The 21,962-nt window shown below is 47.9% G+C and carries 19 protein-coding genes; 4 read left to right on the forward strand and 15 right to left on the reverse strand.

The features are described 5' to 3' along the window. Nucleotides 1-15 precede the first annotated feature (15 nt). The 5 genes from GV030_RS12025 to GV030_RS12045 are packed head-to-tail and all read right to left on the reverse strand — an operon-like array spanning nt 16 to nt 7,644. Nucleotides 16-1,389, reverse strand: a complete 1,374-nt coding sequence (locus GV030_RS12025; RefSeq protein ID WP_159582557.1) for a DUF4302 domain-containing protein — start codon at nt 1,387-1,389, stop codon at nt 16-18. A gap of 4 nt (nt 1,390-1,393) precedes the next feature. After that, nucleotides 1,394-2,266, reverse strand: a complete 873-nt coding sequence (locus tag GV030_RS12030; RefSeq protein ID WP_159582558.1) for a substrate import-associated zinc metallohydrolase lipoprotein — start codon at nt 2,264-2,266, stop codon at nt 1,394-1,396. After that, nucleotides 2,263-3,759: a RagB/SusD family nutrient uptake outer membrane protein gene (locus GV030_RS12035; RefSeq protein WP_159582559.1), complete on the reverse strand. Its 1,497-nt coding sequence runs from the start codon at nt 3,757-3,759 to the stop codon at nt 2,263-2,265. Before GV030_RS12035 ends, GV030_RS12030 begins: the two co-directional genes overlap by 4 nt. Then, nucleotides 3,759-7,064, reverse strand: a complete 3,306-nt coding sequence (locus GV030_RS12040) for a SusC/RagA family TonB-linked outer membrane protein (RefSeq protein WP_159582560.1) — start codon at nt 7,062-7,064, stop codon at nt 3,759-3,761. The genes GV030_RS12035 and GV030_RS12040 overlap by 1 nt, the downstream gene beginning before the upstream one ends. Nucleotides 7,065-7,083: 19 nt before the next feature. After that, nucleotides 7,084-7,644 carry a hypothetical protein gene (locus GV030_RS12045; RefSeq protein WP_159582561.1) on the reverse strand — a complete coding sequence of 187 codons (561 nt, stop codon included), beginning with the start codon at nt 7,642-7,644 and terminating at the stop codon, nt 7,084-7,086. 95 nt (nt 7,645-7,739) lie between these two features. Here GV030_RS12045 and mnmD point away from each other — a divergent pair, with 95 nt between their 5' ends. Further along, the gene (mnmD, locus tag GV030_RS12050) at nt 7,740-8,414 is read left to right on the forward strand and encodes a tRNA (5-methylaminomethyl-2-thiouridine)(34)-methyltransferase MnmD (RefSeq protein WP_159582562.1); all 675 of its coding nucleotides are present in this window, start codon (nt 7,740-7,742) and stop codon (nt 8,412-8,414) included. Here mnmD and GV030_RS12055 read toward each other — a convergent pair. The 8 genes from GV030_RS12055 to rimO form a co-directional block, all read right to left on the reverse strand. Next, nucleotides 8,411-8,947: a Uma2 family endonuclease gene (locus GV030_RS12055; RefSeq protein ID WP_159582563.1), complete on the reverse strand. Its 537-nt coding sequence runs from the start codon at nt 8,945-8,947 to the stop codon at nt 8,411-8,413. The two genes, mnmD and GV030_RS12055, sit on opposite strands and share 4 nt — an antisense overlap. Before the next feature lie 48 nt (nt 8,948-8,995). Next, the gene (locus GV030_RS12060) at nt 8,996-10,237 is read right to left on the reverse strand and encodes an MFS transporter (RefSeq protein ID WP_159582564.1); all 1,242 of its coding nucleotides are present in this window, start codon (nt 10,235-10,237) and stop codon (nt 8,996-8,998) included. Continuing rightward, nucleotides 10,237-11,163: a DUF4249 family protein gene (locus GV030_RS12065; protein WP_159582565.1), complete on the reverse strand. Its 927-nt coding sequence runs from the start codon at nt 11,161-11,163 to the stop codon at nt 10,237-10,239. Before GV030_RS12065 ends, GV030_RS12060 begins: the two co-directional genes overlap by 1 nt. 5 nt (nt 11,164-11,168) lie before the next feature. Further along, nucleotides 11,169-13,544 carry a TonB-dependent receptor gene (locus tag GV030_RS12070; RefSeq protein WP_159582566.1) on the reverse strand — a complete coding sequence of 792 codons (2,376 nt, stop codon included), beginning with the start codon at nt 13,542-13,544 and terminating at the stop codon, nt 11,169-11,171. 149 nt (nt 13,545-13,693) lie between these two features. Beyond that, nucleotides 13,694-14,668: a YpdA family putative bacillithiol disulfide reductase gene (locus GV030_RS12075; protein ID WP_159582567.1), complete on the reverse strand. Its 975-nt coding sequence runs from the start codon at nt 14,666-14,668 to the stop codon at nt 13,694-13,696. Further along, nucleotides 14,661-15,239: a 5-formyltetrahydrofolate cyclo-ligase gene (locus GV030_RS12080; RefSeq protein WP_159582568.1), complete on the reverse strand. Its 579-nt coding sequence runs from the start codon at nt 15,237-15,239 to the stop codon at nt 14,661-14,663. The genes GV030_RS12075 and GV030_RS12080 overlap by 8 nt, the downstream gene beginning before the upstream one ends. Further along, entirely contained in the window at nt 15,240-16,799 is a 1,560-nt protein-coding gene (bshC, locus tag GV030_RS12085) for a bacillithiol biosynthesis cysteine-adding enzyme BshC (RefSeq protein WP_159582569.1), read from the reverse strand. A gap of 3 nt (nt 16,800-16,802) precedes the next feature. After that, on the reverse strand, nt 16,803-18,116 hold the full coding sequence (gene rimO / locus GV030_RS12090; protein WP_159583786.1) for a 30S ribosomal protein S12 methylthiotransferase RimO: 1,314 nt from the start codon (nt 18,114-18,116) through the stop codon (nt 16,803-16,805). A 97-nt stretch (nt 18,117-18,213) separates the two neighbouring features. Between rimO and GV030_RS12095 the strand changes: the two genes are divergently transcribed. Both GV030_RS12095 and GV030_RS12100 read left to right on the forward strand, forming a co-directional pair. Further along, nucleotides 18,214-18,684: a hypothetical protein gene (locus GV030_RS12095; RefSeq protein ID WP_159582570.1), complete on the forward strand. Its 471-nt coding sequence runs from the start codon at nt 18,214-18,216 to the stop codon at nt 18,682-18,684. Beyond that, nucleotides 18,684-19,472 carry a DUF6048 family protein gene (locus GV030_RS12100; RefSeq protein WP_159582571.1) on the forward strand — a complete coding sequence of 263 codons (789 nt, stop codon included), beginning with the start codon at nt 18,684-18,686 and terminating at the stop codon, nt 19,470-19,472. Before GV030_RS12095 ends, GV030_RS12100 begins: the two co-directional genes overlap by 1 nt. Here the strand turns inward: GV030_RS12100 and GV030_RS12105 are convergent. Further along, nucleotides 19,469-19,756 carry a DUF721 domain-containing protein gene (locus GV030_RS12105; protein ID WP_159582572.1) on the reverse strand — a complete coding sequence of 96 codons (288 nt, stop codon included), beginning with the start codon at nt 19,754-19,756 and terminating at the stop codon, nt 19,469-19,471. The two genes, GV030_RS12100 and GV030_RS12105, sit on opposite strands and share 4 nt — an antisense overlap. Next, on the reverse strand, nt 19,753-20,853 hold the full coding sequence (locus GV030_RS12110; protein WP_159582573.1) for a DNA replication/repair protein RecF: 1,101 nt from the start codon (nt 20,851-20,853) through the stop codon (nt 19,753-19,755). Before GV030_RS12110 ends, GV030_RS12105 begins: the two co-directional genes overlap by 4 nt. A gap of 93 nt (nt 20,854-20,946) precedes the next feature. Here GV030_RS12110 and pdhA point away from each other — a divergent pair, with 93 nt between their 5' ends. Continuing rightward, nucleotides 20,947-21,960: a pyruvate dehydrogenase (acetyl-transferring) E1 component subunit alpha gene (gene pdhA / locus GV030_RS12115; protein ID WP_159582574.1), complete on the forward strand. Its 1,014-nt coding sequence runs from the start codon at nt 20,947-20,949 to the stop codon at nt 21,958-21,960. The last annotated feature ends 2 nt before the right edge of the window (nt 21,961-21,962 follow it).

Below are 21,962 nucleotides of genomic sequence, written 5' to 3' on the forward strand. Positions count from 1 at the left end.
AGAGGCGCTTTTTTATTACCTCACCAGCACAAACTCATAGCCATTGCAGGGGTTGTAAAACTGGTACACGGTGAGTCCGCGAATGGGGAGGTCATAGGCATATACCGAGCCGCCATCGAATACTTCATCCAAAATTTCTGTCAGGGCAGCTTCTTCTTCTGGAGTGGGGGCAGAGGAGTAATAGTAGTTATCCTGCCAATCTATTTGCAGCCGGTTACCCACGGCAGTAGGAGTGAATGAGCGGAGGTAGAAAGCGCTGTTCTCTTGATCATCTTCCACCAAAAAACCCACGGAATTTGCCGGGATACTGTCCGATTCAAACCCATAAGTCATGATAAAGGCGAGTGCGTTGGGGAGCTTCTGGCTGATACTGCCTTCTTCTGCCAACGACCGTAGACTGTCGTCAAAAATGAAGGGAATGTTCACACTGTATAGGCTGCCAGCTTGTGGCTCAAAGCCCAACCCACTGCTGTTGAAGAGGTTTTTGGTGAGGCTTCCACCTCCGGGGATGCTGTAAACCGGTGTGGGCTCAGCGGAGGTTTCGCACAATGGCGCTCCGGTTTCGGAAAAGTCTCCAAGGGTCAGTTCACTGAGCTCAAAGCCTTTGCCCCCCACCTTGATCTGTATGGGTTGGTTGAAAATGATTTTTCCACCCATGAAAGTATAGCCGCTGGATTGATTCAGGCTTACATGGGTTCCGGACAAAACTTCCTCCAGGGTACTTCCCGATCCGGCCAGATCGAAGAGCACCGTTCGTTTGGCCAGATCTACCGACCAGAATACGGAGATGTCCAGGTCACTGAGATAAAGCTGCTGAGTAGGGTTAGCTCCACCGAAAAGTCTTGGAGACTGCCCTGCATACAGATCAAAATTTGCAGCGATCTCTCGCGAAAAGGCTGACGCGTCTGTGGCATTGGCTGGAGTGAAAACAATGGAACTGGGATCATTCAGGTCTGATTTACTACGGAAGTAAAGATCACCATCGTCTTTTTCCTCATAGATAAACTCAAACTCCGCACCAAAGCTGGCCTGATCCAGTTCGAAAAGATAATGGAGCGCGCCATAGGTTTCGAAAATAAGCTCCAATCCCTGCCCGGCATCTATCCGGTAGGGAATGGTCTGTTCGTGAAATTCCCCGGCGTTGGCGGCCAGGTCGGTGGAGATGGTGACAGTGCCATCGGTTTTAAACTTCATGATCATGAAAAAAGCCCCAGAAGCAGAAGTGGGCTGATACAGGACTTTCCACCCCTCTGAAGGATCTGTGAGATCGTCGCGGAGGTTTTCGATGGCCGTAAACACCCGATTTTCCACAGAGGGCAGTCCCGTTTCATCCTCCTGGCAGGCGGTGAACAGACTCACGATCAATAGGCTCAGTAGAATCTTCCTCATTGGTTTAAAGTTTGGACTGAATGACGTTCCTCAGTTCAGTCAAATCTATTCCCGTTACTTTTTTGTAGTGACCGGTGATGGCAGCCAGTTTTTCAGCAATAAATTCCTTGCCCGTGTTTTGGGCTTCGCACTCAGCCGTGCCACAATCTTCTACCAGGGTAATGAAGTGCGCATCAAATTCCGGGTCGAACAGGTAAAAAGCCACCGTTTCTGCAAAGTCTTCATTGGGTGAGCTGGTGGCGTAGGGTGACACAAAGCCTCTGATCAGCGCTTCAGCATCGGTGAGATTGTACCAGGAACCTGCACTGGTATAACCAGCCGTGGTGATGGTCTCAAAAGAGGCCGGAAGCTTGTAACGCTGATGTACCGTATGAGCAAACTCGTGATAGACTGTTTGGAGTTGCAGCTCGCGCCAGTCAAGGTCTTCAGGGTCTATGGCGTTCACGTTGGTGAAGGTGATTCTGGACCCTGCGTCGGCAGACCCCAGTGTGACCGTGCCATCCGGGTTATAGATAAATCCACCCAGGAAAATAATTTCCGGCGGCACATGGCCACGGAAAAAGACCTCACCATTGGTGACTTCCAGGTAGGGGTCGATCCAGTATTTTTCAATAAAATCCAGCATGGGGCGAACCACCTCCAGTCTGGGAGGAGTGACCCGCTCCCCTGTGGCCACATACCGATCCACATACCGGTAGCGGATGGCCATGTCATACTCTTTTGTAAAGTGCTCTTCTATGTATTCATCCAGCTCGGTGAGGGTTACATCATTGTCCTTCTCCGGGATGTTCAGGCTTTCGTCGGGATAGCACCCAGACAGGCTTGCGACCAGCGCAATCAGCAGCCATCGCTTCGATATGTTCCGCCCTTTCCTCATCTTTCGTTGGGTTCAAGCCCACCCACCTCAATGGCAGATTGTGGGATTTGTAAAACTCTTCTTAGGTCATCACCACTGAGCGAGATGGTGGAGCCATCGGACAACTCATGAGTCACGGAGATACCGTATCGTTTGATGTCAAACCAGCGAAGACCCTGAATGATAAACTCCTTTCGTCGCTCGAAAAGGATATAGTTAAGTAATATCAACTGATCTGTAAATGTGGGATCATTATTGGCCCCAAAAAATGCCCGCAGGTTCTCAAAAGTGAGGGTGGTGTTGCCACCGCTGTATCGCCGGGCCACAAACACATTGAGATCTGCCAATGCCCCGTTGAGGTCATTTTGAATGGTATAAGCTTCTGCCCGGTTCAATAGGACTTCCTCTCCGCTAAAGGAAATGGCGATGTGATAGGGCAGGCCCACATTGGAGTTGAGGCTGCTGCGCTCAAAAAGATTTTGAAACCTCACCGGTAACAGTGCATTGTCACCTTTCACAAAGGCAGGGTTTTCACGCTCGTCGGTTGTGCCCGGAAAAGGGGAAGCCGCAAAGAGGTCCGAATAAAAATCCGAAAGAGGCCCATGAGCGAAATCGGGTCGCTGGACCAACGAGATTTTGCGCATGAGTAAAAAATTTCCGGGGAGATCTGGAGAAGTGTAGAGCTGTGGATACCCCGTAATGGAAGACTTGGCATTCTGAAACTCTTCAGAGGTGAGATCACGGATAAAGCTGCCGGGATTGGCACCCAAAAGCTCCGTACTGTACTGAATGCAGCGGGTCACATCTCCTTTATACAGGTAGAAACGAGAGGCGAAGGCCAGTGCCGCATTGGTATTGAAATGGTATTTCCCCGAATTGCCAAAATAACTGTCATTAACTTTTTCCAATCCATCCAGCAGGTCATCCTCTACTTCATTGTATACTTTTTTTACGGACTCACGCTCATAAGTTTCTATGAAGACCGTTTCAGGCGTTTTTACATAGGGCACACCATCACCGGAAGATTCCACGGTATAATGCTCTCCAAATAAATTGACCAACATAAAGTGGCCATACGCTCTTGTGAGCTTGGCTTCAGCCTCTATGGCGTCTTTTCGTATTTCTTCTTCCTCTGAGGTTACCTCAAAATCATCCAACACAGCCAGTACTTCATTGGCATGGGCGATGGCATTGTAGGTTTCATACCAAAAGAAATCTGGTGTGTCCTGCTCGGTAGGTCCACTGGTGATGTCTTCCCACTGGTAGGCCTGTTCCTGGCTCTGCCTGATGGTCACGCCAGTTGTAAAGCCCACATTGTCGGTCATCCATTCGGTGAATGCCGGACTGGCTACAGAATAGGCATTGGTCAGGAGCTGGGCACTTTTGTCCAGAGAATTGAGGTTCACGCGATTGTCGGGTACTTCGTCCAGAAAGTCATCGCAGCCAAGGAGTCCCCCAATGAGGAGCCCTCCCATCAGCATTTTTTCGAGTCGGTATCGTCTTTGCTTTTTCATCAAAATCCTACGTTAAGTGAAAAAGTGATGGTTTTGGGCTGTGGTAGTGAAACCCCGCCACTGCTGAAAAACTCAGGGTCCTGACCTTTGAGTTTTTTATCAGAGTACAAAAGCGCAATGTTTTGCCCCTCAAGGCTCAGCGATGCACTGGATAGTCCCATGCGCCCGATGAGCGCCGGAGGGATGGCGTAGGAGAGGCGCACCGTCCTCAGGCGCAGGTAGTCTCCATTCGCTACACGCGCGGTACTTTTATTATATAGCTGATAGGCCAGCACCACATTACCATTGCTTTGGGCCACGCCCCGGTCCAGGATCACCGGATAGTCCGTCAGCTCCTCATCTCCGGGCACCGCCCAGCGATTGATCAACTCCGCCGGCAGGGCATCAAAGTCCGTATAGGTGGCAAAGAAGGCGTCATTCAGGCGAATTTTATAATCAAATTTATAGGACAGCAAAACCATCAGTGAGAAGCCTTTATACCCAAAGGTGTTGGTCAGACCTCCCGCTCCGCGAGGCTCTACGGGTCCTTCGTATTTGAGTGTGGAGGTCAGGCTCCCACGATCCTGAAGGTCGTATTGGTACACAATTTCATTGTTTTCATCATAAAAGGTAGGCACCCCCTGTTCATTCAGTCCGGCAAACCGGGTCGAAAAGAGCCCTCTTCGTGGGCCTCCCAAAACGGCGGCACCATTCTGACCAATGGCATCAGCAATCCTGGGTCCAAAATCCAGTCGCGTGATCTTGTCGATGGTATAGCCCACGTTGAAGTTGGTGCGCCAGGTGAAGTCACGGCCTTGGAGGTTTTCGGTAGAAATGGAAGCTTCAAAGCCATCCGCATCCATGTCGGCAAAGTTTCCTGTCTTTAGCCCCTGGCCACCTATGCCACTGGTTTGCACTGTACCGATAAGGTCGTAGGCGTTTCTTCTGTAGTAGTTAAACGAACCGCTGACCCGGTTTTTCAAAACGGCAATGTCCATGCCCACATTGAGTTCTTTGAGTTTTTCCCAGGTAAGTTCAGTGTTGGTGAGGTCCTGAATGTAGAGGTATGGCTCCACATCGGTGGGTCGCACGGTCACGTCGGCCTGCAGGTTGAGCAGTGCGCTGGCATTCGGGGGCAGGTTACCTGAGATACCATAGGTACCTCTTAGTTTGAGGTTGTCAATGAAAGGGACGTTGAAAAAAGACTCGTTGGTGACGTTCCAGGCGCCACTCACATTCCAGGTGGGTAGATAGCGCGCGGCCTTACTTTCGCCCAGCTGGTTGGAGCCGTCATAGCGCACGGTGAAGTTGGCAATATACCTTGATTTGTAGGCATATCCTCCGTTGACGAAAAGCCCCAGAAACCTGTCTTTTGATGAGGAAAGTCTGTAATAATCAATATTCTGCAGGTTGAAAAACTCAATAATATTAGGGTCTGTAATGACTATGCCTCCACTTTCATAGATCACGCCCATGCCGGTGGTGCTGGATTCGGTTCGGTTCGAAAAGCGAATTTCCTGCCCTGCAAGCACATTGATCTCATGAGCTTCTGCAAAAGTTCGGTTCCAATCGGCACTGATTCGAGCATAAAAGTTTAACAGCTCACTTTGATCGAGGTAATTGAAACCACCCTGTGGGAGCACCACTACAGGATTGAGGCCCGGGTTGTCCGGGTCGCGGTAGAGGAGGTTATTGGCATCCTGGATAAACTGGGTGCCATTGGCTCTGTAGGCTTCTGCCTGGTTGGAGTTTTCATGAACCGTATGGTCACGTACGGTATTGGCATACCGTGCTTGCAGCACCCCTTTGAAAGACAGGTTTTTACTTGGGTTGACTTCAAAATCCGTTTGTGCGGAGAAGTCGGAAACGGTAATGTCTATGTAGTTCAGTTGCAGTTCCTCCAGGATATTGAAGGGGGCATAGTTTCTTCTGAAATATTCCAGATTCCCGTCATCGTCATACGGACGAATAGATCGGGCGGTATTCAGCGCATAGCTGAAAGGGTTGATGTCAAAGTTTCTACTGAAGCGTCCGGTGATGGGGTCAAATTCACGGTTTCGGGTACCTGGCACCCGTTGATCCCGGTAGCTGGCAGAGAGCTTCAGGCCAAAAGTGAAAATATCAGAGAGGAAATAAGTATTTCGGGAGGAGGCGGTCACCCGTTGCACATTGTCGGCGATGGTCTGACCCTGGTCATTGAGGAAACTAATGGAGTAGTAACTGTTGGATTTTTCGCTACCCGCAGTGAAACTCACGGAGTGCTGTTGCTGCAGGGCTGCTTCGCGGAAAAGTACTTCAAACCAGTCCGTATTGGCATTTTCGTAAGTATTCAGGAACTCTTCATTCAGGGTGCCTCCGGGGCCCCACTCAAGTTCATGATTGGCGATCTGGGTAAACATCTTGCCCATGGCGCCATAGTTCTGCGCTCTCACCGAGGTGGTGATATCCACCAGCCCTTTTTCATACAGCTCACGGTATACAGACATTTCCTGAGCCGAGTTCATCAGGTTAAACTGGTTGTAGGTAGGTCTTAACTTGAAGGAGTAATTGCCGGAGTAGTTGACTCTCAGCTTGCCACTTTTCCCCCTTTTGGTGGTGATCACAATGACCCCATTGGCAGCACGGGCACCGTAGATGGCGGTAGCTGAGGCGTCTTTCAGAATTTGGAAAGATTCTATGTCGTTCGGGTTGAGGTTGGCAATGGAGGAGCTGATGAGGGTATTGGCATTACCGGATATAAAGTCATCCGTATTGACATTGGCCAGGTCTTCCAGGATCACCCCGTCGATGACGAAAAGTGGCTGATTGTTTCCATTGATGGAGGCATTGCCCCGAATCCTGATTTTTGGGCTGGTGCCAAAGGTCCCCGAGACATTGTCCACATTCACCCCAGCCACCTGCCCTTCCAAAGCCCGGCTCACATCCGTGAGCCCATTGACTTTGATGTCATCCATTTGCAGACTCTCAGAGGCTCCGGTGAAAAGTTTACGGTCTACCTCCTGAAATCCTGTGATGACCACCTCGCCCAATACAGCAGTGGCCTCTTTCAGCTGGATGGTGATTGGGCGGCTACTTTTGACCAGGTATTCTTCGCTTTCCATACCGATCATACTGATCACGATGGTTTGCCCTTGCGCTACACTGAGCCGGAAAGTGCCATCCAGGTCGGTGACCGTGCCCGAAGTTTCCCCTTTCACCTGTACGGTAGCACCAATGAGGCCTTCGCCAGATTGATCCAGAATTTTCCCCGACAGGGCAATAGACTGAGCGCTTACCTGAAGTGAAACAGCACTAAAAAGAACAGAAAGAATAAAAAGAAACCTCATTCATTTGGGTGGTTCAGTATTAGTCTCTCTCGAAAACGTATACCAAATCAAATGACACCACCCTGCTGATGGCATTGCTTACCGAATCCAGCTGCTGGTCGGTCAAGGTGTTCAGATAGTCGATGTATTTTTGAGTGACCGTATCAAAGTAGATATCCGGGATAAACGCACTCTGAGTTTCGAAGCTGAGCCAAAGGTCGTCTTCTTCATTTTTTTCTATGGTCCAGTCCTGATCGTCATTGTCTTCAGTTGATTCCAACTTGAGCTCATCATCATCTATCTCCCATGTGCCTGCATCGTTGATGTCTGGCCCGGTGACCCCTATTTCTAAACTATAGGTGCCATCCTTCTCCAGCACCAGGGTATAGTCATCATATACCACGCCATTGCCAAAGCTCAGCTCATCTATGTCATAGGCAAGGCCCTCATAGCCCTCAAACTCCGAAGGAAAATTGATAAAGAGATAACTATCAAGTGCCCATACTCCAACTTCATGTGGAGGAGCAGGCTCTTCCTTATCTTTACAGGAGACCACCAATAACAAGGCGATGAGGGCGAATAGTGGTAGATGATTTTTCATAGATTGGTCTTTATGTTTAAACTTAGGTTCGGTCACTTTATGAAAGCAATGCAAAATTTGAATTCCCTTACTGAATCTAAAAATAATCACTGGCAATGACTAATCACAAACTAAAGCTGATAACGACAGAAGATGGCTCACACAGTTTGCTCAGGGAAGACCTCAATGAAACCTATCATTCCTTCCATGGCGCCCGGTCAGAGTCGGCTTATGTGTTCATCGAACAGTGCCTTCACTACTATGCGGAACAGACCAAAAAAGGGCGGATACGCATCTTTGAAGTGGGTTTTGGAACGGGCCTGAATGCCTTTTTGGCTGCTGCTTTTGCAGAAGAAAATAAAGTGGCATTGGAGTTTCACTCGGTGGAGCCTTTCCCTGTGGTCAGGGAAATATTTGAGCAGTTAAATTTTGGACAAACTCCGGAGGAACAGCAACTGCTTGGAGCACTCCATGAATCGCCGTGGGAAAGTGCTCAGTCAATCACAAGCCATTTTTCATTGGTCAAGCATGAAACTACCCTTGAGGGTTTCTCTGCAGCCAGCGATTTTGACATGATTTTTTTTGATGCATTTGCTCCTTCCAAGCAGGCAGAGGTGTGGGAGCTGGCCAATCTAAAGAAATGCTTTGATCTGTTGCAGTCCGGTGGGATTCTCACTACCTACTGTGCCCAGGGTCAGTTTAAGCGCAACCTGGCAGCGGCCGGTTTTGAGGTGCAAACCCTCAAGGGAGCGATGGGAAAGAAGGAAATGGTGAGAGGGGTGAGAAACTAGAAAGTAAACTTAAGCTTCAATAAGGGAGAGTCGATAGAACCGATAGTATCTCCAATGAGTTCATAGTTGGACTTATTAAAGGAATACCCCAAAGCGTGTTTGTTTTCAGGATCCACGACCCAATACTCTTTTACCCCGAAGCTTTCATAAAGGTCTTTTTTTCGAATCAGGTCATGATCCCTATTGCCAGGAGAGAGTACTTCGATCAACATATCAGGAACCCCATGAATGTGTCCTGATTCGTTGACGATGGAAAGGTTATGGTTAAGAATGACTGTAATGTCTGGTTGGACGGCATTATTTTTTTCATCGAGATAGACATCCAATGGAGCGATCAGCACCATTCCGGTTTTGGTTTCTCTAAAGTGCGACATTAATTCATAGTTAATGTCATTCAGGACTACTTGATGTCCGGAGGTAGGCGAAGGGGACATATAGAGGGCATTGTTAATTAATTCGGCCAAAGTCCCCTCAGGGAGGCTTTGATAAACCTCCATGACTGTTTTTGGTGGACGCTCTAACGTATTCCGCATTTACTTAAAGATACAAATTAATGGATATTAATGTTTCTTAATAGAGGGTCAGGCGGCAGCGTTTTTCCTGACTTCTAAATGGTTGACCCCTCTTTTCTCCGAAAGGATCCAATAAAAAAGGAACCCCGTAGCCAGTGCAAAAACACCGGCGATCAGCCACCAGTTTTGAAAGCCGAGGGCATCGACCAGGTTAGTACCAATGAGCGGAGCGAGGACAAAAGCACTGGCAAAGGCCACGGAATATAGGCCCATGTAGGCTCCTCTGTTGCGCTTTCCGCTTCTTTGTACGGTGTAGGTAGCCATGAAAGGCATGGCAAAGATCTCCGCAAAGCTGATAAAGATACAAGCCAGATAAAGTGCCGCTTTGGATTCCATGCCGAAAAGCGCCAGAAATGCCAGGGCCATCAGGAAGCACCCAAAGGCAATAAGCCGTCGGATGGGGAACCGATCCCCAATTTTATAAACCAGCACCATCTCGAACAGAAAAACAATGAGTCCATTCAACCCAAGTAAAAGGCCGATTTCCTGCTCGGGAAGCTGATATACCTGACGATGGTAGATCGGCCAGGTACTGAATAACTGAAAAAACATGGTGGAAAAACAAATCACCAGAAGGATGAATCCAAGAAAGAGTCCATCACTCCAGACACTCTTGTCTGGAATCAATGCGGTGTTGGTATCTGGCAGAGGTTCTTTTTCTTTCCCCTGTTTCCCATAGAAATACAGAAAGAAGATCAGACCGGCACCTGCGCAGGTGATCGCATCAGCAATGAAGAGCCACTGATAAGAGACGGCAGCCAGGAGCCCACCCAGGGCAGGCCCAAAGGAAAAACCCAGGTTGATGGCCATCCGGTTCAGACTAAAGGCTCGGGTCACGTTCTCAGGTTTGGCGTAATAAGACACGGCAATCTGATTGGCAGGTCGGAGCATTTCAGAGACGAGGCTGACGAAAAAGATAAAGCCAGCAAGAGGATAAAAGCTTGTGACCTGCGAAAGCGCCAAAAACATTAACCCACCACCCAACAGGCTGATGAGCTGCACTTTGAAGGGCCCGATTTTATCCGTGAGCCAACCTCCCAGAAAAGACCCACCGATGGCTCCCAGGCCAAACATGCTCATGATCCAGCCGGTTTCTACCAGAGAGAAGCCCAGAGAACTGGTGAGGTAAACGCTCAGAAACGGGATCACCATGGTTCCGCTTCTATTGATGAGAATCACCAATGCGAGCATCCATGCGGCTGGAGAAAGCCCCCCAAATGCGTTCTTATAGAGGGTAATCACAGATTTCATCAGTCAGGCACCCGATCTACGATGTTTTCATCAGACATGATCACTTCCAGGGAAGAAACGCCTGCCACAGAAAAGAAACCAACCACAGAAACGTCATCGCTCGTGGGAACGATGTTGGTTGGGGAGTTGGCCAGAGGGTTGGCAAATAGCTGTGCAAAGCCAGGCTGTCGGACGGTTTCGTCCTGTACTCTGTAGAGGAAAAACCATGCGTCTATAGGAATGGCGTGTAGTTCTACCCGCAGTTTGTCACCCCGCTTGAATGGCGACACAGCCGGAGTTTCCGTAGGAAAGGGCGTAATGGCCGTACGGATGGGCTGTATGAAAATAAGGCTGTCTACCTCTCCGCCTGCTGAGAAGCCTGCGTCATAGGCGATATTGATCTGCTCGGGTTTGCCCAAATAGGTATCGTTCACAAAAGACTTTACCCAATAGGTATTGCCCGGACCCTCAAAATCTCTGGCCCAGAATTCAGCGTAGTAATAATCCTCTTCGATGAACGCATCTTTTTTGTTGTATTCGAAGGTGATGCTGTCCACAGAAGGTGCAGCATTCAGGGTGGAGAATGACTGGTACACCTGTCCATCTACTGAGATCTGAAGGCCGTAGGAATGCCCCACTTCACCGAAAACTTCGCCCGGTGCGGGTACCCATACATAGATACCGTCATCATCCTCGTCAGAGAAAACAAAAGGTTCCAGCGTTTCAATGTCTACCACGATCACCTCTGCTGCCAGTGCAGGTTCCGGTGCCCCATTATCAAAATACGGCCGGGTATAGTTCAATACTATCTGCTGAGTATCACCCGTGTTGGTGAGCCACGCATCTACATTCAGGAAGGGAGTGGTGTCTTTCAGAGGAATATCCACTTCGTCATCACAAGAGGATATGCCAAGCGCTACAATGAGTATAAATAAAAGCTTTTTCATCCTGATTAAAATTTAAAATTGTAAGAAACCGCCGGAACGAATGTGCCTAAGATGGAGACCTGATTGGCCTGTGTGATGGCCTGCCCCGCCACGCTCAGGTCGTCTGTCTGGGCAAAGTAGATAGAGAAGGGGTTTCTCCGGGCGTACACGTTGTAGACTGTGAATACCCAGTGATCCTGTAGTTTTTTGGGCGAACCATCAGACTTGAGGGTTCGCATATACCAGGTGGCCGAGAGGTCCAGCCGGTGATAGTCAGGAATACGGCCATTGTTTCTGCCCAACACACCAGGGATGGTATAGCCCTGATTTTCGTATCGGTAAGAAGGGAGCGTATATGGAGTGCCCGTGATATAGGTGAAATTAGCTGATACCGACCATTTTTCACTCCAGTCATAGTTGGCCGTTACTTTGACGTTATGCGTCTGATCAAACCGGGTAGGGTACCAGTCCCCTTCGTTGATTCCTTCTACTTTGAGCTCTGTGCGAGCCAGTGTATAGCTGACCCACCCATTGATTTTACCGGAGTTTTTCTTCACAAAGAATTCCGCGCCATATGCCCGGCCATCTCCTGACAGAAGATCTCCTTCGAGGAACCTGTTAATCAATATTTCCGCTCCATCTATGTAGTCTACCTGATTTTGTGACTCTTTGTAGTAGACCTCCACGGACGTTTCCAGTTGATTATTGAGGAAATTTTTGAAGACTCCCAGAGCCACCTGATCCGCCAGCTGTGGCTTGATGTTGTTGGTACTTGGCGTCCACACATCCGTAGGCAGCGAAGCAGTGGTGTTAGAGACCAGATGAATGTACTGGCTCATCCTGTTGTAACTACCCTTGATGGAGGTGGATGGATTCACACTGTATTTGAATGAGAAGCGAGGCTCCAGGTTAGAATAGAACTGAATCGTCTCCCAGTTGTCGGCTTGTTCAATACTCGAAACGGGTCTTCTTTCCCCTTTCACTTCGGCATCCTCATAGTAATAAATGGATCCGGCTCCCAGGTATTGAAATCCTGAAAGACGAACACCATACTGCAGGGACAGGCGATCGTTTACCTTTTGGGTATTTCCCAGGTATATCGCTGTTTCAATGCTTTTGCGCTCGTCAAGGCTGATGTCACTCTCTTCACCATCACTTACCCCCAGTACTTCTGCTGGTTTGAAGCGATAAAGGATGGCTTCTGCCCCAAAAGAGAGCTCGTTGGAGGTGTTGATGAAATAGGAAAACTGCTCCTTAAAGTTGTAGGTAAGGATTCTTGACTTCCAGCTGAAAAGGTCATCTTTGGTTTCACCCACTTGAAAGGAATAGTCATAGTCGCTCAGAAAGAGTGTGGTATTGGAGAAAATCCGATCATTGAACAGGTGATTCCAACGTAAGCTGGCTGTTTTATTCCCCCAGTCAAAGCCCTGGTTAGCATCAAATTTGAAAACATCCCGACCCAGATAACCCGAAAGGTAAATTCTGTCCTTGTCAGAAATGTAGTAATTGGTTTTTCCCGTCAGGTCATAAAAGCGAAGCCCTACACCATCCAGGTCATTATTTTTCAAAAAAGGCTGCGCCAGCACATCGATGTACGACCTGCGACCGGCCAGGATAAAGGAGGATTTGTTTTTGGCAATGGGCCCCTCTACCGCAAAGCGGCTGAAGATGGTACCAACTCCACCATTCACTTCATAATTTTTGATATTTCCTTCTTTCATCCGCACATCCAGAATGGACGAAAGCCGGCCACCGTACTCTGCAGGGATTCCACCTTTATAGAGTTTTACATCCTTCACAGCATCCGGGTTGAACACCGAAAAGAAACCAAACATGTGTGAGGAATTGTAAACCGGCGCCTCATCCAGAAGGATAAGGTTCTGACCTACACTTCCGCCCCGCACATTGAAGCCGGACGCTCCTTCTCCTACCGTGGTGACTCCCGGGAGGAGCTGCAAGCTTTTTACCACATCTACCTCACCCAGAAAGGCGGGTATTTTCTGAATGGTGGTGATGTCGAGCTCTGCGGTGCTCATCTCCATGCCGGACACATTTTCGTCCTCTGGCTTAGCGGTGACCACCACTTCCTCTAATTTTTGTTCTGTGGAAAGAAGCTCCACGTCTAATCGGACATTCTGATTTAAAGAAACGGTTTTTTGAATCGGCTGGTAGCCAACATACCGGTACTCCACAGAGTACTCTCCCGGGGGAATGGTAATGGAATAGAATCCATAGACGTTGGTGATATTGCCACTGCTGAGCTCGCGTATGAGCACGGTGGCGCCGATGAGCGTTTCCCCATCAGACTGATCCTTTACGTAGCCACTGATGGTAAATTTTTCCTGACCTGAGGCAGAGAGAAGAAGCACGCCGCTCAGAAGGGTGAGTATTAGTTTTTTCAAGGCAGATTGAGTTTTTTGACCTTGGTTAGAAACGGTTTGTTTGGAAACTTGTTCAAAAAAGTGGATGAAAATTTCCTAACAAGGATGGTTAAATCTCCATGAAGGCGGTGGGAAGCCCCAAAACGGACATAAAGTGAGTTTAATTGGGGTCAGCGAATCTTGGTGCGCAGGTCATTCACAATCATGTCTGCATGCACCCGGGAGTTTTCTATAAACCATGCATTGGTTTTCAGCCCACCACAGATCACACCTGCCAGATAGACGTTTTCCACGTTGGTTTCCATGGTGTGCTCATCGTACTCGGGGGTCATATATTCATCCGTGCCAATGTTGATCCCCACCTTTTTCAGGAAAGTAAAGTCAGGCTGATATCCGGTCATGGCCAGGACAAAATCATTTGGCAGGGTAATGTCTCCTTCCGGAGTTTGCACATCGATGGATTTCTCCTCTATTCTCGTGATTTGAGACTCAAAATAGGCTTTGATGGACCCTTCATTAATTCGGTTCTCAATGTCGGGGCGTACCCAGTATTTTACGCGGGGGTTGATTTCTTTTTCACGCACCACCATGACCACTTCTTTGGCCCCTTTTCGAAAAGTTTCTAATGCCACGTCTACCGACGAATTGGCGGCCCCAACCACCGCCACCCGCATGTCAAAGTAGGGGTGTGGCTCGTCATAATAGTGTTTTACTTTGGGGAGGTCCTCGCCGGGAATGTTGAGCAAATAGGGTAAGTCGTAAAATCCTGTGGCGATGATGATGGCTCTGGCCGAATAGCTCTGTTTGGAGGTGTTCACATGGAAAATTTCTTTGTCCTTTTTCACTTCCAGGACATTTTCATACAGCCGGGTGTTGAGCTGACGCGAAGTGGCCACTCTTCGGTAATACTCCAGGGCTTCAGGACGCGTAGGCTTAGGGTTGTGAGAGATGAAGGGCACACGACCGATTTCCAACCGATCTGAAGTGGAAAAGAAGGTCATGTTGTGTGGATAGTTATAGATAGAGTTGACCAGGCACCCTTTATCTATAATGGTGTGACTCAACCCAGCGTCTTGCGCCGCTATCCCGCAGGCCAACCCAATAGGCCCAGCCCCTATGATCAATACATCCGTGTTTTCACTCATGGCATTTTAAAGTTTGTTGGGGGGTGATGCAGTAATCCAGGCGAATGTCGTGTGCTTCCGCAAAATCGAAGCGATCAAACAGTGGCCCCAAAGTAAGTCCAACCTTTAACACATCGGGTGCCATTTCTGTTAACAGGCGGTCATAATACCCTTTTCCGTACCCGATTCGGTTGCCCTGCTTGTCGGCGGCTAGTAAAGGGATCAGTACCAGCTCTATCTTATCCAGGTTGGCGGGTGTGCCACCTATGGGTGTGGGAATGCCAAAAGGATCGTCTTCAAACAACAGGTCACGGGTATAGACAAAATGACTCATTGTTTGCCGGGCAAAATCTGTAGCGGAGACCACTACCTCGGTTTTTACTCTGGAAAGCAATGCGATAAGTGGCCAGGTGTTGACCTCTTTGTTACGGGTGATGGGCAGAAAGCTATGAACACATCGAGCGCCTTTTTGGGAAATGAGCTGTGAGGCGGCCATGGTCACCTCCATGTTTCTTTTGGAAAAAACCTCCGAAACCAGCAAGCGTCTGTTGTGCAGTACGCCTCTTCTTATTTGTGCTTTCTCATTGGCCATTTATACATCGTGGAGTATATGGAAGCGGTAGGAGAACGCATCAAACTTCTCCAGCAGTTCGGGAATGAATCCGGGATTGTTCAGGTAAAAATTAAGAAAATTATCATGGCGCTCCTGTAGTCCGTTGCCGGGAAAGAGCTTCTCCTTGATGTTGTCTATCTGAGACATAGCCGTTTCGTTATTTTGCTCTTCGGCCTTTTTCAGCCGTTTGGCTATGTTTTCCAGGGTTTTAAATGTTTTGGCCCCTTCTGCTCCGATGAAGCCGGTGAGTGAACCATCTATTTCTTCGGCTTTGGATTTTATTCTGTTGAACACCATGTTCATCACTTTTCGCTCATCATTCAGTTCATAGCCGTTTTCCCCATGTTTTTGGAGATACATTTCTTTGAGTTTGTGAGCCGACTGAAATAGCTGTTTACCGGAGAGCTTCAGTTTTTGTACTTTTTTCTCGTTGGCCTTGTTCACAATGAGACCGAACACACGCGGCATCAGTGCGGGGAAAAACACCTCGTGATGGTCGAAAACGTCTTTGAGTTGTAGCCAATAGGCGATTTCCGCGGGGCCTCCCACATAGGCCAGGTTGGGTAAAATCACCTCCTGATACAAGGGACGCATGATTACATTAGGACTGAAATGCTCAGGATGCTTTTCAATCAATTCGATCATTTCCGGTTCAGAAAAGACTTTGTCTGTATTCAGGACTTTGAACTGCTCACCTTCACGCACGATACGTTCCCGGAGTCCGTTTTCCATGTAGAAGAAGTTGATTTCACGGGAAAAGGCCTGGTTTTTATACCCGGCAGCATCCAGCCTTTGTGAGGTGGCATTCACCAGTTCATTGGAGGTGTTCTCAAACAATTCCTTTTTGATCACAGGCGCAAAAAGGTGTTTCAAATTTTTGTGATCTGCATCCACCACGATCAACCCCTGATCCCCAAAGAGTTCATTGACATAAAACCGTACAGCATCGGCCAGTCGGTCGTGATCCAGATAGGCCTTTTCGAAGAGCGGAACGGCCTCAGGCAAGGAGTCGATAAGTTCATTGAGAGAATGGGGCTTCATTTTACCCACCGGGCCCGTTTGTGCGGTGCTCCATTCATATTTTTTACCAAAGAGGTTGAAATGATTGATTTCGGCCAGGTCGTGATCTTCTGTGGCCATCCAGTACACGGGCACAAAATGATAATCAGGATAGGCTGCTTTTAGTTGCTTGCAGGCGTTGATCACCGTCACAATCTTGTAAATGAAGTACAGCGGACCCGTGAAGATATTCAGCTGATGGCCTGTGGTGACGGTAAATGTTTTCTGGTTGGTGAGGCTGTGAATGTTGAACTCCACTGCCTCTGAGTGCGGAAGAGGTCCATACTGCTCTGCCAAAAGCGACACCAAAGTGGTGCGATGACTCATGGGCAGTTGCCTCTTTTCTATCAGTGATTGGAAGTTTGGGACAGTGGGGAAGGTGTCGTAAAAAGGCTTCAGGGCCTCTTTTTGCTGAATGTAATCAATAAAGATTGAGGAAAAACACTCTGTTTCTTCCAGATTGACTTGCTCTAATTTCATGCGTTAGTTTACCGGTTTTCCGTAGAGATCAAATGCGGTAGCTTTTTCGATGAGAATGTTGGCAAAATCACCAATTCTCAGATAATGCTCGCTGGCATCGATCAGCACTTCATTGTCTACTTCCGGGGAGTCATGCTCGGTGCGGCCGATAAACTGACCACCTTCTTTTCTGTCGATAAGTACCCGGAGCGTTTTGCCCACTTTTTGACTATTGATCTCCTCAGAAATAGATTCTTGTAACTCCATAACGCGCTCGGCGCGTTCAAGTTTTACATTTTCTGGCACGTTGTCTTCCATGGTGTACGCATGGGTGTTGTCCTCGTGCGAATAAGGGAATATCCCCAGACGCTCAAATCGTGATTTTTCAACAAAATCCAGCATATCCTCAAATTCTGCTTCGGTTTCTCCAGGGTGACCTGCTATTAATGTCGTCCGGATGGCAATACCCGGTACTTTTTCCCTAATGGTCTTGAGGAGCTGCTCAGTTTTCTCACGGGTGGTACCGCGTCGCATGATTTTGAGCATTTCTGTGCTGCCGTGTTGCAGTGGGATATCCAGGTATTTGCAGATGTTGCTTCGTCTGGCCATTACGTCCAGTACATCTTCCGGAAATCCGGTAGGGAACGCATAGTGAAGGCGGATCCACTCCAGACCTTCCACATCAGCGAGTTTGTCCAGTAGCTCGGCCAGGTTTCTTTTTTTGTAAATGTCCAGGCCATAATAAGTAGAGTCCTGCGCGATGAGGAGGATCTCTTTGGTGCCATTTCTCACCAGCGACTCAGCTTCCTTGATAATCTGCTCGATGGGTTTGGAAACGTGCTTGCCACGCATGATGGGAATAGCGCAAAAGCTGCAGGGGCGATCACATCCCTCAGAAATTTTGAGGTACGCATAGTGTCGGTCTGTGGTGGTGATTCGCTCACCAATGAGCTCGTGCTTATAGTCGGCATTGAATTTTTTCAGCAGGAGTGGTAGCTCCATGGTGCCAAACCAGGCATCTACCTCTGGAATTTCGTTTTGAAGGTCATCCCTGTAACGCTGAGAAAGACAGCCCGTCACATAGACCTTCTCCACCATCCCCTCTTCTTTGGCATCTACATAACGCAGGATGGTGTCTATGGATTCCTGTTTGGCATTATCTATGAACCCACAGGTGTTGATGATCACGATGTTGGCGTCATCCTTCACCGACTCATGGGAGGCATTGATACTGTTGCCTTTCAGCTGAGTAAGCATCACCTCTGAATCCACCAGATTTTTGGAGCATCCCAATGTGACAATGTTTACCTTATCTTTCTTTAGTCCTTTAGTCTTCACGTCTCTTCCAAATAAAACTGCAAAGCTAATACAAAATGGCCCCCATAATAAGTTCATTACCTATTGGTTATTATAACTTTACGCGTTTCAAGAAAATATGAGGTCAGGAATTGTACTAATGTTGGGTGTTTGGCTGGTGATCAGTTGCCATGAGATCAAGGACTGTACGCTGGAGACAAGTACTGATTATTCTATAGTCAGGTTTTACAGGGCCGATACCACGGTCAAAACGGTGAAAGAAGTGGCTTTCAGCAAAATTTACGAGCCGGACGTTTCTGGTTATTATATCTCTAGCATGGAGGACACCATAGATGATGACACCATAGTGGTTACCGGCCTTTTTTTGAACCCGGCGGATACCAGGGTGACTTATCTGTTTGAAACGGACTCTATCGATTATGAGCTGACGATGGAATACAAACCCCATTTGAGGATATACTATGATGAGTGCGATCCTGTTTATTCCTACAAACTCGATACGGCCTACAGTCCCCATTTCGACTCTGTGGCCATGGTCAATAATGTGTTAGACAAAGTGGTAGTCACCAATCTGGAAATTTATTTGTGATGGTAGAGAGACACAGAAGAAATGGTGGATGGAGTCTGGCGCCCACATTGAAAATGGTCGCTGTGATCCTTGGGTGCACTTTGTTTTCTGTCACCACCCTGTTTGCACAGGGTCCGGCCGGGGGTCAGCGCCCGCAGCCTTCGGGTAAAACCCAGAAGACCAACAATCAGCTTCCCAAAGAGCCTCGAGACTTCAGGCCTTCCATGCTCAAGCTGAGTGTGGATGCCGTTCCCGTAGGGATCTCTCTTTTTGGTGCCAATAGAAGTGGCTCGGGTTATCAGGCACTCATCGATTTTGATCAATTTTTCTTCGCGGCAGAGTATGGCACCCAGAAGACCAGCAGAGGAGAGAGCTACCGCTACAAAAATGAAGGATCATATTTCAGTTTTGGTCCGGAGGTCAATTTTTTGAAAAACAATGCCAAAGGCAATTCACTCACCTTTGGTCTCAGATATGGCCAGGCGCAGTTTAGCGACCAACTTTCTTATTTTAAAACTGGTGGATTCTTTGGAGACCTGCAGGTGGAAGATGCCAACCCGGACCTGAAAGCCCGATGGATGGAACTGACCGTAGGCCTCAATGCCAATGTCTGGAGTAACCTCTATTTGGGCTACACCATCCGGTATAAGGTGCTGAGGCAGGTGGATAATATTGGCACCATGGCACCCTACGATGTGCCGGGCTTTGGTTTGTATGAGGACAACACCGGCGTACAGTTTAATTTTTATGTGGGCTGGGCCATTCCTCTGAGAGAGAAGTATCCTGACGAGGCGGCGCTGGAAGATTAGAGAAAACGAATATCGTCCACCAGATCACCAAAATCCTTTTCGATCAGGCTTTTTACCCGCTCTTTGTTGTTCAGCATTTCCTGCTTGAGGGGTGCCGAAGAAAACTTCACAAACAAAATCCGCTCCTTTAAAAACAAGCTGGTAGTTCGGGAAGCAATGGGCTTACCCATGATGGTTTCCCAGGATTCTACAAGTAATTTCTCCCGATAGCGCACATCCAGTTTCTCATGGGTGAGGAACTTCCTGAAGGCACTGGTAAATGTATGAGAGTTGTCTTTGGTCATAGAATAGCTCCGTTGGAAATGTCGTAAAATGAAATTCGGTCATCATGATCCTTGAAAAACGCCCGAGAGCGCTCCGCTCGTGCATCCGTCATGAAGATTTGTGAAAAACGCTCCGAATCAGTGAGCAAGGTAATCAAACGCTCTATCCTGTCATCGTCCAGTTTGTCAAAAATATCATCCAGGAGGAGCAGAGGCTCAAATCCTTTTTGGGCTTTCAGGTAATCGTATTCTGCCAGTTTCAGGGCTATGATAAATGACTTTTGCTGACCCTGAGAGCCAAATTTTTTGATGGGGCGCTCATTCAATTTGAATGCATAATCATCCTTATGGGCACCTTTATTGGTTCGTTGCAGGATTATGTCTTTCTGCAAACCCTTTTTATAACTCTCCTCAAAATGATCCTCAGTCACTTCAGACTTGTAGGTGATGTCAGGGATTTCTTCACCTTCGAAGATCAGTGCGTAATTCTCTGAAAAAAATGGAGAAAAATGCTCGATGAAAGCAGTTCGTTTTTCCACTATTGATCTAAAGATGGGCAGGAGCGCTTCGTCGTAGACATTGATCAGGTTGTGATTGATTTTGAGATTGCCATCATTGCTTTTCAGGAAACTATTTCGCTGCTTGAGCAATCGCTGCATGTTCATGAGCAACTCCAGGTATGCCCGATCGTGCTGGGAGATCACACTGTCAAAAAATTTTCTTCGTACCTCACTCCCTTCTTTGATGATCTCTGTGTCGTCTGGCAAAATGAGTACACTTGGCACATTCCCGATGTGCTCGCTAAGTTTCTCCATTTCCTTGCCATCTACTTTGAAGACCTTTTTCTTTCCTTGCTCAAAGTAGCAGTTGATCACCACCGGTTTGTCTTGTAAGGTGAACTCACTATTGATGGCAAAGTATTTTTCTCCATGCGAAATATTCTGCTGGTCAATGCTATTGAGCGCACTGCGGGTCATAGAGAGGTAGTGTATGGCATCCAGCAGATTGGTTTTTCCCATCCCATTTTTACCCAAAATACAGTTAATTCCTTCAGAAAAGCTGATTTTCACCTCCTGGTAATTCTTAAATTGAGAGAGTTTGAGGCTATTGAGCTTCATACATTTTGCAGCAAGGCCTTTTTCGGTTAATTTCGCACAGCTTGAAGGGTACGGAAGGCACAAAACTAATCATATAGACAAACCTTAAGGGACATGGCAGCCAAATCAAAGTCAAAAAAGGAAGAATTCAGTAAGGAACAATACATGGAGTGGTTTGAGTCTATGCAGTTTATGCGAAGATTCGAAGAGAAGTCGGGCCAGTTATACGGGCAGCAAAAAATCCGTGGGTTCTGTCATTTATACATTGGTCAGGAGGCTTGTATGGCTGGAGCAGTGTCTGCTTTGCAAAAAGGGGACAAATACATCACCGCTTACAGAGACCATGCCCACCCAATTGCATTGGGAAGTGACCCCCGTACCATCATGGCTGAGCTTTATGGAAAAGCTACCGGTATTTCCAAAGGGAAGGGCGGTTCTATGCACATGTTTGACAAAGAGAATGGCTTTTTTGGAGGACATGGTATTGTAGGTGCTCAGGTTCCGCTAGGGGCAGGTATCGCTTTTGCTGAAAAATACAATGGTACAGATAACCTCTGCATGACCTTCATGGGAGATGGGGCTGTACGTCAGGGAGCGTTTCACGAGGCGCTTAACATCGCCATGACCATGAAGCTTCCCGTGATTTTTGTGATAGAAAACAATGGCTATGCCATGGGGACTTCAGTACAAAGAACCTCCAACGTAACCGAACTCTATAAATTGGGCGAAGCCTATGATATGCCATCCAGTGCGGTGGACGCAATGTCTGTAGAAGCTGTGCACCACGCGGTAGCAGAGGCTGCAGAGCGGGCCAGAAAAGGAAATGGTCCTACGCTCCTCGAGTTTAGAACCTACCGATACAAAGGACACTCCATGTCTGACCCGGCCAAGTACCGAACCAAGGAAGAACTGGAGGAATACAAGAAGAAAGACCCGATCGAGCAAGTGCGGGACGTTATCCTCAAAAGGAAATATGCTACTGAAGCTGACCTGAAAGAGATCGATAACAACATCAAAGAAAGGGTGCAAGAATGCGTGGATTTTGCAGAAAACTCCGAATTTCCGGATCCGTCTGAGGCTTATACCGATGTGTATGCTGAAGATAATTATCCATTTATAATGGATTAATA

The sequence above is a fragment of the Marinoscillum sp. 108 genome (assembly GCF_902506655.1).
GTDB lineage: Bacteria > Bacteroidota > Bacteroidia > Cytophagales > Cyclobacteriaceae > Marinoscillum > Marinoscillum luteum.